This window comes from Pseudomonas sp. MDT1-16, assembly GCF_054898115.1.
Window position 1 is genome coordinate 3,633,509 of record NZ_CM142717.1, and the last position, 20,037, is coordinate 3,653,545.

At 60.7% G+C, this 20,037-nt stretch carries 14 protein-coding genes and 2 riboswitches; of the genes, 8 read left to right on the forward strand and 6 right to left on the reverse strand.

The genetic code is table 11. The features are described from left to right. Nucleotide 1 precedes the first annotated feature (1 nt). From ACYZT3_RS16605 to cobW, 3 genes are all read right to left on the reverse strand, one after another. Nucleotides 2-1,000, reverse strand: coding sequence for an ATP-binding protein (locus ACYZT3_RS16605; RefSeq protein WP_282375940.1), 999 nt, complete (start codon nucleotides 998-1,000; stop codon nucleotides 2-4). A gap of 73 nt (nucleotides 1,001-1,073) precedes the next feature. After that, complete coding sequence (cobN, locus tag ACYZT3_RS16610) at nucleotides 1,074-4,847, reverse strand: cobaltochelatase subunit CobN (protein WP_462030315.1); 3,774 nt, start codon at nucleotides 4,845-4,847, stop codon at nucleotides 1,074-1,076. A gap of 3 nt (nucleotides 4,848-4,850) precedes the next feature. Further along, entirely contained in the window at nucleotides 4,851-5,912 is a 1,062-nt protein-coding gene (cobW, locus tag ACYZT3_RS16615) for a cobalamin biosynthesis protein CobW (RefSeq protein ID WP_462030316.1), read from the reverse strand. Between the two features lie 102 nt (nucleotides 5,913-6,014). Further along, nucleotides 6,015-6,227, reverse strand: a riboswitch (cobalamin riboswitch). 106 nt (nucleotides 6,228-6,333) lie between these two features. Continuing rightward, nucleotides 6,334-6,562, forward strand: a riboswitch (cobalamin riboswitch). 120 nt (nucleotides 6,563-6,682) lie between these two features. Here cobW and ACYZT3_RS16620 point away from each other — a divergent pair. From ACYZT3_RS16620 to cobM, 4 genes are all read left to right on the forward strand, one after another. Then, nucleotides 6,683-6,886, forward strand: a complete 204-nt coding sequence (locus ACYZT3_RS16620) for a CbtB domain-containing protein (protein ID WP_282375943.1) — start codon at nucleotides 6,683-6,685, stop codon at nucleotides 6,884-6,886. Between the two features lie 11 nt (nucleotides 6,887-6,897). Further along, the gene (locus ACYZT3_RS16625; protein WP_282375944.1) at nucleotides 6,898-7,605 is read left to right on the forward strand and encodes a CbtA family protein; all 708 of its coding nucleotides are present in this window, start codon (nucleotides 6,898-6,900) and stop codon (nucleotides 7,603-7,605) included. Continuing rightward, on the forward strand, nucleotides 7,602-8,015 hold the full coding sequence (locus ACYZT3_RS16630; RefSeq protein ID WP_282375945.1) for a cobalamin biosynthesis protein: 414 nt from the start codon (nucleotides 7,602-7,604) through the stop codon (nucleotides 8,013-8,015). Before ACYZT3_RS16625 ends, ACYZT3_RS16630 begins: the two co-directional genes overlap by 4 nt. Nucleotides 8,016-8,098: 83 nt before the next feature. Beyond that, on the forward strand, nucleotides 8,099-8,845 hold the full coding sequence (cobM, locus tag ACYZT3_RS16635) for a precorrin-4 C(11)-methyltransferase (RefSeq protein WP_282375946.1): 747 nt from the start codon (nucleotides 8,099-8,101) through the stop codon (nucleotides 8,843-8,845). A gap of 53 nt (nucleotides 8,846-8,898) precedes the next feature. Here the strand turns inward: cobM and nfuA are convergent, their stop codons facing one another. Next, on the reverse strand, nucleotides 8,899-9,483 hold the full coding sequence (gene nfuA, locus ACYZT3_RS16640) for a Fe-S biogenesis protein NfuA (RefSeq protein WP_007898222.1): 585 nt from the start codon (nucleotides 9,481-9,483) through the stop codon (nucleotides 8,899-8,901). A gap of 238 nt (nucleotides 9,484-9,721) precedes the next feature. Further along, nucleotides 9,722-12,019, reverse strand: coding sequence for a fatty acid cis/trans isomerase (locus ACYZT3_RS16645; RefSeq protein WP_462030317.1), 2,298 nt, complete (start codon nucleotides 12,017-12,019; stop codon nucleotides 9,722-9,724). Between the two features lie 154 nt (nucleotides 12,020-12,173). On the opposite strand from ACYZT3_RS16645, the gene metH reads away from it, so the two are divergent. Both metH and ACYZT3_RS16655 read left to right on the forward strand, forming a co-directional pair. Further along, nucleotides 12,174-15,884 carry a methionine synthase gene (metH, locus tag ACYZT3_RS16650; protein WP_282375949.1) on the forward strand — a complete coding sequence of 1,237 codons (3,711 nt, stop codon included), beginning with the start codon at nucleotides 12,174-12,176 and terminating at the stop codon, nucleotides 15,882-15,884. A 178-nt stretch (nucleotides 15,885-16,062) separates the two neighbouring features. Further along, nucleotides 16,063-16,281 carry a DUF2970 domain-containing protein gene (locus ACYZT3_RS16655; RefSeq protein WP_282375951.1) on the forward strand — a complete coding sequence of 73 codons (219 nt, stop codon included), beginning with the start codon at nucleotides 16,063-16,065 and terminating at the stop codon, nucleotides 16,279-16,281. Here ACYZT3_RS16655 and ACYZT3_RS16660 read toward each other — a convergent pair. Further along, on the reverse strand, nucleotides 16,278-17,351 hold the full coding sequence (locus ACYZT3_RS16660; protein ID WP_282375952.1) for an ABC transporter substrate-binding protein: 1,074 nt from the start codon (nucleotides 17,349-17,351) through the stop codon (nucleotides 16,278-16,280). The genes ACYZT3_RS16655 and ACYZT3_RS16660 overlap by 4 nt on opposite strands. 521 nt (nucleotides 17,352-17,872) lie before the next feature. Between ACYZT3_RS16660 and ACYZT3_RS16665 the strand changes: the two genes are divergently transcribed. Together ACYZT3_RS16665 and ACYZT3_RS16670 are read left to right on the forward strand one after the other, a co-directional pair. Further along, nucleotides 17,873-19,531, forward strand: a complete 1,659-nt coding sequence (locus ACYZT3_RS16665; protein ID WP_282375954.1) for a nitrite/sulfite reductase — start codon at nucleotides 17,873-17,875, stop codon at nucleotides 19,529-19,531. Continuing rightward, on the forward strand, nucleotides 19,515-20,009 hold the full coding sequence (locus ACYZT3_RS16670) for a DUF934 domain-containing protein (RefSeq protein ID WP_282375956.1): 495 nt from the start codon (nucleotides 19,515-19,517) through the stop codon (nucleotides 20,007-20,009). Before ACYZT3_RS16665 ends, ACYZT3_RS16670 begins: the two co-directional genes overlap by 17 nt. The last annotated feature ends 28 nt before the right edge of the window (nucleotides 20,010-20,037 follow it).

The following is a 20,037-nucleotide window of genomic DNA, read 5'->3' on the forward strand; positions in this document are numbered from 1 at the left end:
CCTAGGGCTTTTTTGGCCAGCTCGGCACCTCACGTCGTGCGCCGACCGGTAACGCCTGGGCGGGCATTTCCCCCCATTGGCCCTGGCCTTCACTCGGGTTGGTATTTTGGGTCGAGGGCGGCTGACTGTGTTGCGGCGCCGGTGGCGACGGCTCGCGGCGGCGATGGCGCAAGGCAAATTCGGCGACGGCGTCGATATCTTCCTCGGCGATTGCGCTCGCCCCGCGCCACGCTGCATGGGCACGCGCCGCGCGCAACCAGACCAGGTCGGCCCGCAAGCCATCGACGCCAGCGGCAAAGCAGCGCTCGGTAATCTGTGCCAGCGCATGATCGTCGAGAGGGACACTTGCCAGCGCGCTGCGCGCTTTCTGGCAACGTTCGCGCAGAGACTGCTGCTGGCTTTCCCACTCAGCGCAGAAGCTGTAGGGATCGCTGTCGAAATCCAGCCGACGGCGGATGATCTGACCCCGTTCGGCTGGTGCTGTGTGACCACTGAGGACGACGTTCAGGCCAAAACGGTCGAGCAGTTGCGGACGCAGTTCGCCCTCTTCCGGGTTCATGGTGCCGATCAGCACGAACTTCGCCGAATGCCGATGGGAAATGCCGTCACGTTCGATCAGATTGGTGCCGCTGGCGGCCACATCCAACAGCAGGTCCACCAGGTGATCGGGCAATAAATTGACCTCATCAACGTAGAGCACACCGCCGTCAGCCTTGGCCAGCACGCCGGGGGAAAACTGCGCGCGCCCCTCGCTCAGGGCAGCGTCCAGGTCGAGCGTGCCCACCAACCGTTCTTCGGTGGCGCCCAACGGCAATGTCACGAATTGGCCGCTGGCCAGCAGGTCCGCCAGGCCTCGGGCCAGCGTTGACTTGGCCATGCCGCGGGGGCCTTCGATGAGTACACCGCCGATTTTCGGGTCGATGGCGGTCAGGTAGAGGGCGAGTTTTAGATCGTCGGCGCCGACCACGGCTGAGAGAGGGAAATGGGGGGTGTCGGTCATGTCGGGTTTCTCATCATGGTCGGTAGCGGGATCGTTCCCACGCTCTGCGTGGGAACGATCAGCTAACGATCCGTTAGCTGTCTTCTTCTATGTCGAGCAACAAATTTTCTAGCGCTTCGCGATACTCACCCGGCTCCTTCCACATCCCCCGCTGCTGCGCCTCCAGCATCCGTTCAGTCATATCACGCAGCGCATGCGGATTATGCTCACGAACAAAATCCCGGGTCGCCGGGTCCAGCAAATACGCCTCCGCCAGCAATGCATATTGGTGATCGTCGATCAGCTGCGTGGTGGCGTCGAACGCAAACAGATTATCAACCGTTGCCGCCAGTTCAAACGCGCCTTTATAGCCGTGGCGCTTCACGCCGTCGATCCACTTCGGATTGGCTGCCCGCGAGCGGATCACCCGGTTCAGCTCTTCCTTCAACGTGCGGATCTTCGGCAAGTCCGGCTGACTGTGATCGCCATGGTAACTGGCCGCGGCTTCACCACTGAGGCTTTCTACGGCGGCGAGCATGCCGCCCTGGAACTGGTAATAGTCGTTGGAGTCGAGCAAGTCGTGCTCACGGTTGTCCTGGTTTTGCAGCACGGCTTGTACTTGGCTCAGGCGCTGAGCGAACTGCTCTCGCGCCGCAGTGCCTTCGTCAGAACCGCCGTAAGCGTAGCCGCCCCAGTTCAGATAAACGTCGGCCAGGTCATCGCGGCTTTGCCACAGACGACCCTCGATGGCGCCCTGCACGCCCGCGCCGTAAGCACCCGGTTTGGCGCCAAAGATGCGCCAACCGGCCTGACGCCTGGCTGCGTCTTCATCCAGCCCCGATTGCATCAACGCTTCGCGCTCGGCGCGCACCTTGGCGGCCAGGGGGTTGAGGTCGTCCGGCTCGTCGAGGGCGGCGACCGCTTGCACAGCGGCGTCGAACAGACGGATCAAGTTGGCAAAGGCATCGCGAAAGAATCCGGAGACGCGCAAGGTCACGTCCACGCGCGGACGGTCCAGCAGGCTCAGCGGCAAAATTTCGAAGTCGTCGACCCGCTGACTGCCCGTCGCCCAGACCGGGCGCACGCCCATCAGCGCCATGGCCTGGGCGATGTCATCGCCGCCGGTGCGCATGGTCGCGGTGCCCCACACCGACAGGCCGAGTTGGCGCAGGTGATCGCCGTGGTCTTGCAGGTGTCGTTCAAGAATCAGGGTGGCCGACTGGAAACCGATGCGCCACGCGGTGGTGGTCGGCAGGTTACGCACGTCCACCGAGTAGAAATTGCGCCCGGTCGGCAGCACGTCGAGTCGACCGCGACTCGGCGCACCACTGGGGCCGGCCGGCACGAAGCGACCGCTGAGCGCGTCGAGCAGACCGCGCATTTCCGCCGGACCGCAGGCGTCCAGCCGAGGAGCGACGACTTCACGCAGGCTGTCGACGATGGCTTTCACCTCTGACCAACATGATTCGTTCAGCAGCTCAACTTCAGCGCTCAATGCCTGCTCGATCAGTTGCGCCGCGAACAGTTCCAGACGTTCGCGGGTATCACCGGCTGTACGCCAGGCTTCATCGGTGAGGGTTTGCAGTTCAATCGGACGCGGCCCGGTCCAAGGTTCGGCGAGCGCGCAATCCAGCGGATCGAAGCCCAACGCGAACGCCTTGGCCAGCGCCCGCAGCAGACTTGATTGGGCGCCACGCCCATCGCCACGCGGAATACGCAGCAAGGCCAGCAAGGTGTCGATACGCAAACGCCCGGTCGGCGACTCGCCGAACACATGCAAACCATCGCGGATCTGCGACTCTTTCAAGTCGCACAAATACGTGTCCAGACGCGGCAACCAGATCGCCGCATCGGCATCACTGTCGAGCTTCTCGTCCAGTTGCAGTTCGCGGTCGATGTGCGTCTCGCGCACCAGTTGCAGGATGTCGCGCTGCAATTCCCGGGCACGGCGCGGATCGAGCAATTGCGCTTCGTAATACTCGTCGGCGAGTAATTCGAGGTTGCGCAACGGGCCGTAGGTTTCGGCGCGCGTCAGCGGCGGCATCAGGTGATCAATGATCACGGCCTGGGTGCGGCGCTTGGCCTGGGCGCCCTCGCCCGGATCATTGACGATGAACGGATAGATGTTCGGCAGCGGCCCGAGCAGCGCATCCGGCCAGCAGTTCTCCGACAGCCCGACGCCTTTGCCCGGCAGCCATTCGAGATTGCCGTGCTTGCCGACGTGGATCACGCCGTGGGCGCCATAGGTGTTACGCAACCAGAAGTAGAACGCCAGATAACCGTGAGGCGGCACCAGGTCCGGGTCGTGATACACCGCGCTCGGATCCACCTGATAACCGCGTGCCGGTTGAATGCCGACGAAGGTCAGGCCAAAGCGCAGCCCGGCGATCATCATTCGCCCGCCACGGAACATCGGATCGCTTTCGGGCGTGCCCCAGCGTTCCAGCACGGCTTGGCGGTTGGATTCGGGCAAGGCGTTGAACATCAGCAGATAGTCTTCCATCGCCAGGCTTTGCTGACATGGACGCTGGTCAAGGGTGTCGAGGTCGTTGCTGACGCCACCGAGCAATTGCTGGATCAACGCGGTGCCAGTGTCCGGTAACTCCGCCGGTAGCGGATAACCTTCGGTGTGCAGCGCACGGAGGATATTCAGCGCGGCGGCCGGGGTGTCGAGGCCCACGCCGTTGCCGATACGACCATCACGAGTCGGGTAGTTGGCGAGGATCAAGGCGATGCGCTTCTCGCCATTGGGCACGCGCGCCAGATCAATCCAGCGCCGCGCCAGTTCGGCGACAAAATCCATACGTTCAGGTTGCGGCCGGTAGCAGACCACGTCCGACTGGCTGCGCTCGCTGCGCCAGGCCAAGTCCTTGAAGCTAATCGGCCGGCTGATGATTCGGCCATCCAGTTCCGGCAGCGCGATGTGCATTGCCAGATCGCGTGGACCGAGGCCCTGTTCACTGGCGCGCCAACCGGGCTCGTTGTCCTGGGCGCAAATCGCCTGAATGACCGGGATGTTGCGACGAAACGGTCGCCGGTGCGGCGCTTCGGGGCTGGATTGAGCGAAACCGGTGGTGTTGAGAATCACGCCGGCGTCGACTTCATCCAACCAGTCCTCGACCGCCGTCAGGCAGCCGGGCTCTTTCAAACTGGCCAGCGCAATTGGCAACGGGTTCAACCCCGCCGCTTGCAAACGCTGGCAGAAAATATCGATGAAACCGGTGTTCGCCGCTTGCAGATGCGAACGGTAAAACAGCACCGCCGCCACCGGTTGATCGGCCTGCCAGTCGGCTTGCCAATCGTGAAGGGCTGCGGGGCTTTTTTGCGGATGGTAGATCGCCGTGCGCGGCAGAGTTTGCGGCTCGGCCCAGGCGTAGTCGCGATCCAGCCAACGATTGGCGAGGCAGCGGAAAAAATCCAGGGCATTGCTCATGCCGCCCTGACGCAAAAACTGCCAAAGCCGATCGCGGTCGCAGGCTGCCACGGTGCTGAGGTCGCTGAGTTCCGGGTCCGGGCGGTCATCGCCGGGTACCAGAATCAGCTGCACGCCGCGCTGGGACAACGCCACCAAGCGCTCCACGCCATAACGCCAATAGGCGATGCCGCCGTGCAGCGAGATCAGAATCACCTTGGCGTGGCGCAGCACTTCGTCGACATACAGGTCGACCGACGCATGATTCTGCACCTGCATCGGGTTGGCCAGGCGCACGCTCGGGTAATCGTCAGGCAACTGCTGCGCCGCTTCGGCGAGCAGCGCGAGGCTGGAGTCGCCACTGCACAGGATCACCAGCTCGGCGGGGGTTTGTCCAAGGTCGGCAATGTTGTCATCCGACACGAAACCGCCGGGTTGGGTCCTGAGCAGGTGCATGGCTTAAACGCTGAGCGCAGCGCGCAATTGCGTTTCGAGTAGAATTCCGTCCAGTTCCTGGCCGATCAATACCAGGCGCGTGGTGCGCGCTTCGTCGGCGCCCCACTGACGGTCGAAATGCTTGTCGAAACGTGTGCCCACGCCCTGGATTAACAGGCGCATTGGTTTGTTCGGGATGGCGGCGAAACCTTTGACACGCAGGATGCCGTGCTGAACCACCAATTGAGTCAACGCGTCCAGCAGCAGGCTTTCGTCTGCCTGGGGCAGTTCGATGGAGATCGAATCGAAAGCATCGTGATCGTGATCGTCCTCACCTTCATGGTGGTGATCGTGATGGCTGTGGCGGCTGTCGATGTGTTCTTCGGAACCGGCGCCGAGGCCGATCAGCACGTCCAGTGGCAGACGACCGCTGCTGGCTTCGATGACTTTTACGGCAGGCGGCAACTCTTCGGCAACTTCCAGGCGCACACGGGCCAGGTCTTCAGGGCTGATCAGGTCGGCCTTGTTGAGGATCACCAGGTCGGCGCTGGCCAGTTGGTCGGCGAACAGCTCGTGCAGCGGCGATTCGTGGTCCAGGTTCGGGTCGAGTTTGCGCTGGGCATCGACCTGGTCCGGGAAAGCCGCGAAGGTGCCGGCGGCGACCGCTGGGCTATCGACCACGGTGATGACCGCGTCAACGGTGCAGGCGCTGCGGATTTCTGGCCACTGGAAGGCTTGCACCAGCGGTTTTGGCAGGGCCAGACCCGAGGTTTCGATGAGGATGTGGTCGAGGTCGCCGCGACGGGCGACCAATTCGCGCATCACCGGGAAGAATTCTTCTTGAACGGTGCAGCACAGGCAGCCGTTGGCCAATTCGTAAACGCGGCCGTTGGCTTCTTCTTCTGTGCAGCCGATGGAGCACTGCTTGAGAATTTCGCCGTCGATGCCCAGCTCGCCGAACTCGTTGACGATCACCGCGATGCGGCGGCCCTGAGCGTTGTCGAGCATGTGCCGCAGCAAGGTGGTTTTGCCCGAGCCGAGGAAGCCGGTAACGATGGTGACAGGGAGTTTGGCCAGTGTTTTCATCGGATGCCCTTTGGCAAGGTGGCGGGCATACGGGACGACGACCGGCAACGCGGACGCGCGTGCCTGAAGAGTTCGCCACCGGATCACCCCGCCCGGTTGAAAGTGAGAATCTGTGTCGAGGCAGGTCTCCTGGCTGACGGCTTGCCAGTCGTTCGACTGACGTTGGCTGCGCCTTCCCGCGGGCCCGATAGACAGGGCTTACAGTGGCGTGGCAGCCAACAGAACCGTTCACAGTTGCGGGGGCAGCCGCGGCATCGACCGCGTTCCCTTCTTAGCTTCGGCAGACGCCGAAGAACCTCGAAAGCGCAAGGCTACGCATCGTCTCGGGGCGGGTCAATGTTCACTTGAGCTCGCGAAGGGCGCGACTCGGTATCCAAGTGAGAACCCTTGCCAATTGACGCCCAACCCCCGCCCATGCTCTCCTACACGCCTTGTTACGGGTGCCCTTCACAGGGTGAAACGGGAAACCGGTGAATCATGTGCTTTACTCTAAAGCCATGTCAGTCCGGTGCTGCCCCCGCAACGGTAAGCGAGCGAAGCGTCAGATCCACTGTGCCAGCAGTTCGGCATGGGAAGGTGATGTTTGCAGGTCAAGGCGAAAGCCAGCGCCCCTCGTGAGCCCGGAGACCGGCCCGCAACACAAAGTGACCATTACGATCACTGAATAACAAACCCGCGGTGGGCGGGCGCTGTTTGAACCCCTGCGCGCCCGACTCGCAGGGGTCTTCCATGCGCTCTATTCACCCGCTGACAGACCAGAGGGAAGCGCCATGTCGATCATCAGCAGTACCGGCAGCAACACCGATAAGAGCACCGCCAGCACCACCACGCCCCTGACTCAACGCCTGACCGCCGCTGTGTGTGCGTCGATCCTTGGCGCTAGCCTGGTGTATTTCGCCGGTTTCTCGCACATCGAAGCGGTGCACAATGCCGCGCACGATACCCGCCACAGCTCTGCATTCCCGTGCCATTGAGACCTGTTTACATGATCAAGCGTATTGCGCAAACCGCAGGGTTCACCGGGCTGCTGGCCGCCCTGTTGCTGACCGTGCTGCAAAGCTTCTGGGTGGCTCCGCTGATTTCGCAGGCCGAGACTTACGAAAAGTCCGAGCCCGCCGCTGTTGCCGTTCACGAACACGCAGCAGGTGTTGTCGCTGCTCACACTCACGACGCCGGAGCCTGGGAACCGGAAGACGGCTGGCAGCGCGTGCTGTCGACCACGGGCGGCAACCTGGTGGTAGCGGTCGGTTTCGCCCTGATGCTTGCCGGTCTTTACACCTTGCGCGCGCCGACTCGTACTTCCCAAGGCCTGCTCTGGGGCCTGGCCGGTTATGCGACGTTCGTGCTGGCACCCACCCTCGGCCTGCCACCTGAGCTGCCGGGCACTGCTGCTGCCGATTTGGCGCAACGGCAGGTCTGGTGGATCGGCACAGCCGCCTCCACGGCGGTCGGCATCGCCTTGATCGTGTTCAGCCGCCACTGGTTGATGAAAGTGCTCGGCGTGGCCATTCTGGCCGTTCCTCACGTGATCGGCGCACCACAACCGGAAGTCCACTCGATGCTGGCTCCAGAAGCCCTGGAAACTCAATTCAAAATCGCTTCGCAACTGACCAACGTGGCGTTCTGGCTGGCCCTGGGCTTGATCAGTGCCTGGTTGTTCCGCCGAAAAAGCGATGGTCAATCCCACGCATGACTGACACCAGCGCAGCGCCGACCCTGGTAGTTGGCCTGGGCTGCCAGCGCGGCTGCCCCGTCAGCACGCTGCGGGCGCTGCTCGATCAGGCGTTACAGGCTCATAAAATCGAACTTCACCAGATCAAGGCTCTAGCCAGCATCGACCTGAAGCGCGAAGAACCTGGTTTGATCGAATTGGCCGAACAGCTAGCACTGCCACTGATGTACTTCAGCAGCGAACAACTGGCCGGCTATCAACCGCAACTCAGCCACCGCTCGGACATCGCGTTCGAACGCACCGGCTGCTACGGCGTCGCGGAAAGTGCCGCCCTGGCCCTGGCCGAACAGTTGGCCCAGGCACCGGCAAAATTGCTGATTTCACGACAAAAATATGCCCAAGCCACCTTGGCATTGGCCTGCGTCGCCTGAAATCCTCAATAATCCCCGTCTTTGATCATGAGCAATCTTCATCTGAAGCTTTGTCCAGCCCCTTTTTCTCACAGGAACCGACGATGACCGTCTACTTCATTGGCGCAGGTCCCGGCGACCCGGAACTGATCACCGTCAAAGGCCAACGGCTGATTCGAAGCTGCCCGGTGATCATCTACGCCGGCTCCCTGGTGCCCGCCGCCGTGCTGGAAGGCCATCGCGCCGAACACGTGGTCAACAGCGCCGAACTGCATCTGGAACAGATCATCGAGCTGATCAAGACTGCCCATGCCAAGGGCCAGGACGTGGCTCGTGTACATTCCGGTGATCCGAGTCTTTACGGTGCCATTGGCGAGCAGATTCGTTACCTGCGCGAACTCGACATCCCTTTTGAGATTATTCCCGGCGTCACGGCCACGGCGGCCTGCGCGGCACTGTTGGGCGCCGAACTGACGTTACCCGATGTGTCGCAAAGCGTGATCCTGACCCGCTACGCCGACAAGACCGCCATGCCCGCGGGCGAAGAACTGGGCAGCCTGGCGCAGCATGGGGCGACCATGGCGATTCATCTGGGGGTCAATCATCTGCAGAAAATCCTGGTTGAATTGCTGCCGCACTACGGCGCGGACTGCCCAATCGCGGTGATTCACCGAGCGACCTGGCCGGATCAGGATTGGGTGGTGGGGACGCTTGAAGACATTGCCGCGAAGGTTGAAGCCAAGGGGTTTCGGCGCACGGCGTTGATTTTGGTGGGCCGAGTGTTGGGCAGTGATCACTTCAGTGAGTCATCGCTGTACCGCGCTGGGCATGCGCATTTGTATCGCCCATAAAAAAACGGCACTCACGGGGCGCCGTTTTTTTATGTTTGCAGCGAACACCTTACTTAGTAGTAGGCGTTTTCTTTCTGCGTGTGGTCGGTGACGTCACGAACACCCTTGAGCTCGGGAATGCGCTCGAGCAACGTGCGCTCGATGCCTTCGCGCAGGGTGACGTCTGCCTGGCCGCAGCCTTGGCAACCGCCGCCGAACTTCAGTACGGCGATGCCGTCTTCGACCACATCGATCAGGCTGACCTGACCGCCGTGGCTGGCCAGCCCCGGGTTGATCTCGGTTTGCAGGTAGTAGTTGATGCGCTCGTTGACCGGGCTGTCAGCGTTGACCATCGGGACTTTGGCGTTTGGCGCCTTGATGGTCAGCTGGCCGCCCATGCGGTCGGTGGCGTAGTCGACTACCGCATCGTCCAGGAAAGCTTCGCTGAACGAGTCGATGTAAGCGGTGAAGCTTTTCAGCCCCAGCGCCGTGTCTTCAGGTTTTTCTTCGCCCGGCTTGCAGTAAGCAATGCAGGTTTCGGCGTACTGAGTGCCAGGCTGGGTGATAAAGACGCGGATGCCGATGCCTGGGGTGTTCTGCTTGGAGAGCAGATCAGCCAGATAATCGTGGGCGGCGTCGGTAATGGTAATAGCGGTCATGGAAACTCCTCGCAGGCTTGGGCGCAGTTTACGCCAATCATCGCGCCGCACAAAGTCCTAGTATTTTTGTCGGGAAAGATGCGCCTGTCGATGAACATCTGATCACCGCAACCCCTGTAGGAGCGAAGCTTGCTCGCGAAAGCGGTCTGATAGTCGACATCTATGCTGAATGTCAGCCCCCTTTCGCGAGCAAGCTTCGCTCCTACAGGGGTTCGGCGGTGCGTGTTCAGGCTTTCAATCAAAGATTCTCGTACCGGTTCATGTCCAGCACGCCCTCTTCCACCGGATCGGTCTCGTGGACGTACCGGCTCAGGTCATGGAAGTAGAACCAGAACTGCGGATGGCTGCGGCGAATACCCCAGCGCTCGACGATTTTTTCGAAGCGATGGGCGTCTTTGGCGTTTTCCATCTCGCCCACAAACTCAGGCACTTGCTCCGCCGGGATGTTGAACATGAAGTTCGGATAGCTGCTGAGCACACCCGGGTAAATGGTCACGGTGTCGAGCCCTGGCTGATACCGCAGCGACTCACCGAGCAGGAACGCCACGTTACTGTGCGCGCGGTTGCGCAGCAGGCTGTAAACCTCGCGTTTGCCGCTCTGGGTTTCGATGCGCAGCAGGGTCGCTTCCGGCAACTGATCAATGACCTTCAATCCGGCCGCCGGACGCGAAGTCAGGCGACTCAAGGCCTGCTCGGCGCTCTGCAATGCCGGATCGATGTTCGGCCGCGAGCAATAAGCGCCGTCACACCGGTTGATCGGATCAGGCTTGGCGTTGAGGTCGCCGTAACGGGCCAGCAACTGCATGGCGAAATCGCGTTTCGGGTCCTTTTGGTCCAGCACCAGCGCCGTCTCTTTGTCGTTATCGATGGACTCGTAGTCCAGCCACATCTTGAATTTCCCGCCGCTCTGGTACCAATCGTCGAGGTAATCATCCCGCGAATCGGCGGGCATCAGACGCAGGAAGTTTTGCTCGGCGCCGTTGCGAATCAGGTCGAAGTACAGGCGCGTTTGCGCCTGATGGGAGACGTTGCCGAACACGTCGAAGTTAACCGCCAACTGATAATAAGTGCGCTCCAGCAGCGGGAAGTCGAACAGCCACATCGTTTGCGGCACGTCACCGATCAGGCCCTTGTTCACCGAGGCGCTGTCGAAATGCCGGAAAATGCTCAGCAGCGCGTTGTCGTTGCCGGCCCACAAGGTCGACCAGCTCGGGGCTGGCGTATCGGCGTAACTGTCACGGCGCAGCGCCTCGTACTCGTTACGCTTGTCGCGATATTCATGCCACAGGCTCAGGACACTGCCGACATCATCGTTCTGCCCCGGCATCGCCAGCAACGGCGTGGCCTGGCCGCGATACTTCGGATCGATGATGTAGAGGTCGTGCTCTGGCGCCTGGAACAGTGCCCAGAAGTTATCGCGGATCACGTCGGTGGCGATCTGACCGCGGCACACCGGGCCGCGAATGAAGGTGCGCACGAAGTATTCGGCGTTATCGAGCATGAACTGATAACGCGCCTGGGCCGGGATCGCCTCGAACGTGCTGAACGGATTGGCCCGACGCTCCGGCCCATAGCCTGGCAACGCGTTGACCTGCCAGTTGCCGTTGTAGAAGAGGCTTTTGATCCGCGCCATCTTCGCCGCGCTCAACGGGTAAGTGATGTGGGTCTTTTGCACAATCACGCCTTGCACCGGCCACAAGCGGTAATACACCTGAGTACCCGGATCGTCATTCGGGCGGCGTGTGTTGATCAGGTCGATCGGCTGGCCGGTCGGCGTGCGTGAACGTACCCACTGAAAGAAATGCCCCGGCTCGCCGTCCTTGAAATAGAGATGAGCGAGAAACCAATGCTCGAACAACCAACGCCCCACCAGGCTCTGTCGCGCGCCCGGTGCGTTGAGCAGGTTTTCCCACTGCACCACCTGCAACGCTTCTTTGGCACTCGGCACAAGGCCTTGCTCGTCAATCGGCGCGCCGGACGCCAGCCAGCGTTGCAGCGTCTGGTATTGCTGATCGGTCAGGCCTGTGACCGCCAGCGGCATGCCCTCTTTGGGATGTGAATGGGCGTAGCCGTCGAACTCGGCCGGCATGGCGCACCTGTTTTCCCGGTTCAGACCGAGGACGATGTCTTCCGGCAACTTGGCATTGGGTTGCAATGGGATTTTGTGGCCCTGCTCCAGCATCCGCGCCATCAGCGATGCTTGGCTGCCTTGAGCGTCGAGCACCGAATAGAAGTCCTTTTGCTGCCAGGCACGTTTACCGAAAGCGTCATAAAACAGCCGGGTCGGCGCGGCAGCCTGGCTGCGTTCGCCGTCGTAGACCGGAACCTTGGTCGCGCCCCGAGCAGCCCCTTCACCACTGCCCAGAATGAGCTGACAGGCGGAGTCATAGCAGGCGTGGCAGGCCACACACTTTTCGGTGAAGATCGGTTGGATGTCGCGGCTGTAGGAAATCGCAGAGGAAATCACCGGACCTTGCGCGGCGGCGTCCCAGCTTAAAAGCAGCATAAACAGGCTGGTGATGACGCGATTCGACATGTCCCTGGTCTCAATCATGAAAAGCGTCGCGATTCTACCGGTCTGGCCCCCACACCATCATGAGCGATATTCATGCAAAACCGGGACATGCTCTAAAACCACGCAGGTTTGCTATTATCCCGCCCCTTCGTCATGGTCTTTCCGAGTAGTTCAAATGTCCGATCGCAGTGTTCGCCTTCAAGCTCTCAAGCACGCCCTCAAAGAGCGCATCCTGATTCTCGATGGCGGCATGGGCACAATGATCCAGAGCTACAAGCTCGAGGAGCAGGATTACCGGGGCAAACGCTTCGCCGACTGGCCAAGTGACGTCAAGGGCAACAACGACCTGTTGATCCTGACGCGCCCGGACGTGATTGGCGCCATCGAGAAAGCCTACCTGGATGCCGGCGCCGACATTCTGGAAACCAACACTTTCAACGCCACTCAGGTTTCCCTGGCCGACTACGGCATGCAGGGCCTAGCGTACGAGTTAAACGTAGAAGGCGCTCGGCTGGCGCGCAAGGTGGCCGATGCCAAGACCCTGGAAACACCGGACAAGCCGCGGTTCGTCGCTGGCGTGATCGGGCCGACCAGCCGCACCTGCTCGCTGTCGCCGGACGTGAACAACCCCGGCTACCGCAACGTGACCTTCGATGAACTGGTGGAAAACTACACCGAGGCCACCAAAGGCCTGATCGAAGGCGGCGCCGACCTGATCCTGATCGAAACCATTTTCGACACCCTGAACGCCAAAGCCGCGATCTTCGCCGTGCAAGGCGTGTTCGAAGCGTTGGGCATCGAACTGCCGATCATGATTTCCGGCACCATCACCGACGCCTCCGGCCGAACCCTGTCGGGCCAGACCACCGAAGCGTTCTGGAACTCCGTGGCTCACGCCAAACCGATCTCGGTCGGCCTGAACTGCGCCCTCGGCGCCAGCGAGTTGCGCCCGTACCTGGAAGAGCTGTCGAACAAGGCCAGCACCCACGTGTCGGCGCACCCGAACGCCGGCCTGCCGAACGAATTCGGCGAGTACGACGAACTGCCATCAGAAACAGCCAAGGTCATCGAAGAATTTGCCCAAAGCGGTTTCCTGAATATCGTCGGTGGCTGCTGCGGCACCACGCCGGGCCACATCGAAGCCATCGCCAAAGCCGTGGCCGGTTACGCACCGCGCGAGATTCCGGAGATTCCCAAGGCCTGCCGCCTCTCGGGCCTGGAGCCGTTCACCATCGATCGCAGCTCGCTGTTCGTCAACGTCGGCGAGCGCACCAACATCACCGGTTCCGCCAAGTTCGCCCGCCTGATCCGTGAAGACAACTACACCGAAGCCCTGGAAGTCGCCCTGCAACAGGTCGAAGCCGGTGCCCAGGTGATCGACATCAACATGGACGAAGGGATGCTCGATTCGAAGAAGGCCATGGTGACCTTCCTCAATCTGATTGCCGGCGAACCGGACATCTCCCGCGTCCCGATCATGATCGACTCCTCCAAGTGGGAAGTGATCGAAGCCGGCCTCAAGTGCATTCAGGGCAAGGGCATCGTCAACTCGATCAGCATGAAGGAAGGCGTCGAGCAGTTCATTCATCATGCCAAACTGTGCAAGCGCTACGGCGCCGCCGTGGTGGTGATGGCCTTCGACGAAGCCGGACAGGCCGACACCGAAGCGCGCAAGAAAGAGATCTGCAAGCGCTCCTACGACATTCTGGTCAACGAAGTCGGCTTCCCGCCGGAAGACATCATCTTCGACCCGAACATCTTCGCCATCGCCACCGGCATCGAAGAACACAACAACTACGCTGTGGACTTCATCAACGCCTGTGCCTACATCCGTGACGAACTGCCCTACGCGCTGACTTCGGGCGGTGTGTCCAACGTGTCGTTCTCGTTCCGTGGCAACAACCCGGTGCGCGAGGCGATTCACTCGGTGTTCCTGCTGTATGCGATTCGCAACGGCCTGACCATGGGTATCGTCAACGCCGGTCAACTGGAGATCTACGACCAGATTCCGGCCGAACTGCGTGACGCCGTGGAAGACGTGGTGCTCAACCGCACGCCGGAAGGCACCGACGCCCTCCTCGCCATCGCCGACAAGTACAAGGGCGATGGCAGCGTCAAGGAAGCCGAGACCGAAGAGTGGCGCGGTTGGCCCGTCAACAAGCGTCTGGAGCATGCACTGGTCAAGGGCATCACCACGCATATTGTTGAAGACACCGAAGAATCCCGTCAGTCGTTCACCCGGCCGATCGAAGTGATCGAAGGCCCGCTGATGTCCGGCATGAACATCGTCGGCGACCTGTTCGGCGCCGGCAAAATGTTCCTGCCGCAGGTGGTGAAATCCGCCCGCGTGATGAAGCAGGCCGTGGCCCACTTGATCCCGTTCATCGAACTGGAAAAAGGCGACAAACCGCAAGCCAAGGGCAAGATCCTCATGGCGACGGTAAAAGGCGACGTCCACGACATCGGCAAGAACATCGTCGGCGTGGTGCTGGGCTGTAACGGCTACGACATCGTCGACCTCGGCGTGATGGTGCCGGCCGAGAAAATCCTGCAAGTGGCCAAGGAGCAGAAGTGCGACATCATCGGCCTGTCCGGCCTGATCACGCCTTCGCTGGATGAAATGGTCCATGTGGCCCGTGAGATGCAGCGTCAGGACTTCCATCTGCCGCTGATGATCGGTGGCGCGACCACCTCCAAGGCGCACACAGCGGTGAAGATCGAGCCCAAGTACAGCAACGACGCGGTGATCTACGTCACCGACGCCTCTCGCGCCGTGGGCGTGGCGACACAGTTGCTGTCCAAGGAATTGAAGCCGGCCTTCATCGAGAAGACCCGCCTGGAATACATCGAAGTCCGCGAGCGCACCGCCAACCGCAGCGCCCGCACCGAACGCCTGAGCTACCCGGCGGCGATTGCGAAGAAGCCGCAGTTCGACTGGAGCACGTACGAGCCAGTGAAACCGACCTTCACCGGCGCCAAGGTGCTGGAGAACATCGACCTGAAGGTCTTGGCCGAATACATCGACTGGACGCCGTTCTTTATCTCCTGGGACCTGGCCGGCAAATTCCCGCGCATCCTCACGGATGAAGTGGTCGGTGAAGCCGCCACGGCGTTGTACGCCGACGCCCAGGAAATGCTTGCCAAACTGATCGACGAGAAACTCATCAGCGCCCGCGCGGTGTTCGGCTTCTGGCCGGCCAATCAGGTGCGTGAAGATGACATTGAAGTCTATGGCGATGACGGCAAGCCGATTGCCAAGTTGCATCACCTGCGCCAGCAGATCATCAAGACCGACGGCAAGCCGAACTTCTCCCTGGCCGATTTCGTGGCACCGAAGGACAGCGAACTCACCGACTACGTGGGTGGTTTCATCACCACCGCCGGGATCGGCGCCGAAGAAGTGGCCAAGGCCTATCAAGATGCCGGCGACGACTACAACTCGATCATGGTCAAGGCACTGGCCGACCGCTTGGCCGAGGCTTGCGCCGAGTGGCTGCACCAGCAGGTTCGTAAAGACTACTGGGGTTACGCCAAGGACGAGACACTCGACAACGAGGCGCTGATCAAAGAGCAATACACCGGCATCCGCCCTGCCCCGGGCTACCCGGCCTGCCCGGATCACACCGAAAAATCCGCGCTGTTCAAGTTGCTGGACCCTGAAGCCGCAGAAATGAAAGCCGGCCGCAGCGGCGTGTTCCTTACCGAGCACTACGCCATGTTCCCGGCGGCAGCGGTCAGCGGTTGGTACTTCGCTCACCCGCAGGCGCAGTATTTTGCCGTGGGCAAGATCGACAAGGACCAGGTGCAGAGCTACACGTCGCGCAAGGGTCAGGAGTTGAGCGTGACCGAGCGGTGGTTGGCGCCGAACCTGGGTTACGACAACTAATAGAGGCAACTCGGTCCGATCGTTCCCACGCTCTGCGTGGGAATGCAGCCCGGGACGCTCCGCGTCCCAAAAGCGGACGCAGAGCGTCCATTGAGGCGTTCCCACGCAGAGCGTGGGAACGATCTATCGCTGCAATATTGTCTATGCTTACGGCTCACACATACGTGACGAGGGGTTTATGGACGATCCAGTCGACAACAAACCGCCGACGTTCTGGCAGATGCTGCACAGCATCATGGCCGCGGCGTTCGGGGTGCAAAGCGGGAAGAACCGGGCCCGGGACTTCACGCACGGCAAGCCGAGTCATTTTGTGATTCTGGGGATTTTGTTCACCGCAGTGTTTGCATTGACGCTGTTCGGCATCGTGCAGCTGGTAGTGCACTTGGCCGGGGTTTAGCGCATCAAGGTTTGCAGAGTGAACGGATAGCGATACGACGCCGGCTGGCCCTTGGCTGAAAGACGACGGAAGTTCACACCGTAATCCGGTGATGCACCCATGGCCAGCAATCGCTTGGCCTGTGCCTTGTCGATCAGTTGCAACAACGGGATCTGCCGGTCACGGCCGCCGTACTGGCTCAGGTCCACGCCCTGCTCAAGGTCATGCAACGCCACCAGTGCCCAGCCGCCCAACGTGAAGTGCCCGCCCAACAACACGCTTATGCGTCCGTCGACCGTCGCCTGCAACGCTGCTGGCGAGGTGTTGACCGCACTGAACAACGCGTCCTTGCCGGGCATCCCGCCCATCTCCGAATACGCCTGCATGGCGCCAAACGCCATTTCGTCATTGGCTGACCACACCAACGAGACCTTCGTGTAACGCCGGAACAGCAGTGTGGCCTGTTCATACGCCCGATCCCGGGTCCAGCCGCTGTAAACCAGCTGGCGCAAGCGCACTTCAGGGTGCTCGGCCAAGGCCCGCATCATGCCTTGCTCGCGCAGTTGCGCCGAAGGTGTGATCTTCAGGCCGGAAAACGCCAGCAACTCGATGACCTGACCGGGGGCCACGGGCGGATGCTGGCGAATCAGTTCCTTGAGCATCAGGTAGCCGCCCTCCTCATCGTTGGGCACCAGGCTGCCCAACCGATCAGCGCGATCCCCCAGCAGACTCAGCTGATTGGCCGTCAACGAAGCGTTGACCATAAACAACTTCACCCCGCTGCCCTCGGCCAGACGCAGGATTTGCGGCGCGACGTACTGTTCGTTGACGAAAACCAGATAGTCCGGACGATTGTCACCCTGCAGCGCCAGGCGAGCTTGCGCCAGCGTGAGCTCGGGCATGCGCTGGGAATAAAGAATCTGTAGGTCAATGCCCAGATCCCTGGCCGCCGCCTGCATGAATTGCGAATAGCTGACCCAGAAAGCTTCCTGAGTGGCTCCGGGATTCAGGAACAGCACTGATTCCGCCCGCGCACCGGGTCCGTAAACCGCGCCGCACATCAGCAGGAATGAGTAGAAAAACTTCAACATTGATCGTCCGAGCCCCCGGCAATTCGCCGCGCATTATAGCCAGCGAAGTCCCGGAAAACGCTTTTATTCGGGTTATTGTCCGACAATCGTCGGAATCGGGTCCGGACGGGGTCGGTTATTGATGGCTGACCCAGAATACCGCTGTGCCCACGACCAGAATGATCAAAAACAGAATGGCCCAAGCATCGACCGTGCTGTCAGGCTTTGAAACTTTGGAAGGGTTGCTCATTGCATCGCCTCTTGTCGGTTTGATCGGTGATTGCAGAAAGACTCGAGCACAGTTAAGACGATGATTGCCCGCACCACAAATGTGGGTTTTACCGTGTTGCTCCTCATTAGTCGTTTTGGTTCTTTACATATACTCAAACATCACTTTTGCGCATAACTGCAAACTGGTATCTTGCCCCGGCTCCGTTGGGAGTGCGCGGCCGTGCGCGCAGAATTGCCGAGGCAGCATCGGAGACTTCTAGGCGAAAAACGCAACTGGATCCGACCGGCCCAAGCCTGAGAACAGGACTTATATGTACGTATACGACGAGTACGATCAGCGGATCATCGAGGACCGCGTCAAGCAGTTCCGTGATCAGACCCGACGCTATCTGGCAGGCGAGCTGAGCGAAGAAGAATTCCGCCCCCTGCGCCTGCAAAATGGCCTTTATATCCAGCGCTTCGCGCCGATGTTGCGGGTGGCGGTGCCTTACGGCCAGCTCACTTCGCGCCAGACGCGAATGATGGCCAGGATTGCCCGTGACTATGACAAAGGCTATGCCCACATCAGCACCCGGCAGAACGTACAGTTCAACTGGCCGGCGCTGGAAGACATCCCGGACATCCTTGCCGAACTGGCGACCGTGCAGATGCACGCGATCCAGACCAGCGGCAACTGCTTGCGCAACGTCACCACCGACCAGTTCGCCGGTGTCGCTGCCGACGAGTTGATCGATCCGCGCCCATGGTGTGAGATCGTCCGTCAGTGGACCACGTTCCACCCGGAATTCGCTTACTTGCCGCGCAAGTTCAAGATCGCCATTAACGGTTCGACGTCCGACCGTGCGGCCATCGAAGTCCATGACATCGGCCTTGAGCCGGTGCACAACGCTGCGGGCGAGCTAGGCTTCCGTGTGCTGGTGGGTGGCGGTCTCGGCCGTACCCCGGTGGTGGGCGCATTCATCAATGAATTCCTGCCGTGGAAAGACCTGTTGAGCTACCTCGACGCCATCCTGCGGGTCTACAACCGCTACGGCCGTCGTGACAACAAGTACAAGGCGCGGATCAAGATTCTGGTCAAGGCCCTGACACCTGAAGTCTTCGCGCAAAAAGTCGACGCAGAAATGGAACACCTTCGCGGTGGCCAGACCACGCTGACCGAAGCCGAAGTGCATCGCGTGACCAAACACTTCGTCGACCCGGACTATAAGGCTCTGGACAACCAGACCGCTGAACTGGCCGAGCTCGACAAACAGCACCCGGGCTTCGCTCGCTGGCGCTCCCGCAATACCCTGGCCCACAAGAAGCCAGGTTATGTGGCCGTGACACTGTCCCTGAAGCCAACCGGTGTTGCACCGGGCGACATCACCGACAAGCAGCTCGATGCCGTTGCCGACCTGGCCGATCGTTACAGCTTCGGTCAGCTGCGCACCTCTCACGAGCAGAACATCATTCTGGCCGACGTTGAACAAAGTCAGTTGTTCGCGATGTGGGGCGAGTTACGTGAACAGGGTTTCGCCACGCCGAACATCGGCTTGCTGACCGACATCATCTGCTGCCCGGGCGGCGACTTCTGTTCCCTGGCCAACGCCAAGTCGATCCCGATTGCCGAATCAATCCAGCGTCGCTTCGAAGACCTGGATTACCTATTCGATATCGGCGAACTGGACCTGAACATTTCCGGTTGCATGAACGCCTGTGGTCACCACCACGTCGGCCACATCGGCATCCTCGGGGTGGACAAGAAAGGCGAAGAGTTCTACCAGGTTTCCCTGGGTGGCAGCGGAAGTCGCGACGCCAGCCTGGGTAAAATTCTCGGCCCGTCCTTTGCCCAGGACGTCATGCCTGATGTGATCGAAAAGCTGATCGACGTGTACATCGAACAACGTACCGAAGACGAGCGTTTCATCGACACTTATCAGCGTATTGGCATTGACCTCTTCAAGGAGCGCGTCTATGCAGCGAATCATTAAGAACAACGAAGTCGTCGACGAAACCTGGCACCTGTTGCCCAAGGATTTCAACATCGACGAAATCACCAATTGCGACGACTACATTGTCCCGCTACAGCTGTGGCGCGAACACAGCCGTATGCTCAAGGCCCGCGACGGCGGGTTGGGTGTGTGGCTGGACGCTGACGAAGAAGCCGAAGAAATCGGTGAAGACGTGGCAGACTTCAAGGTGATCGCCTTGAATTTCCCTGCCTTCACCGACGGCCGCAACTATTCCAACGCCCGTTTGCTGCGCGACCGTTACGGTTTCAAAGGCGAGCTGCGGGCGATTGGCGATGTGCTGCGCGACCAGCTGTTTTACCTGCATCGCTGCGGTTTCGACGCGTTTGCCATTCGCGCCGATAAAGACCCGTACGAAGCCCTTGAAGGTCTCAAGGACTTCTCGGTGACCTATCAGGCCGCCACAGACGAACCGCTGCCGCTGTTCCGTCGCCGTTGATCGTGATGCCTTGAACCTCCACCCGGAG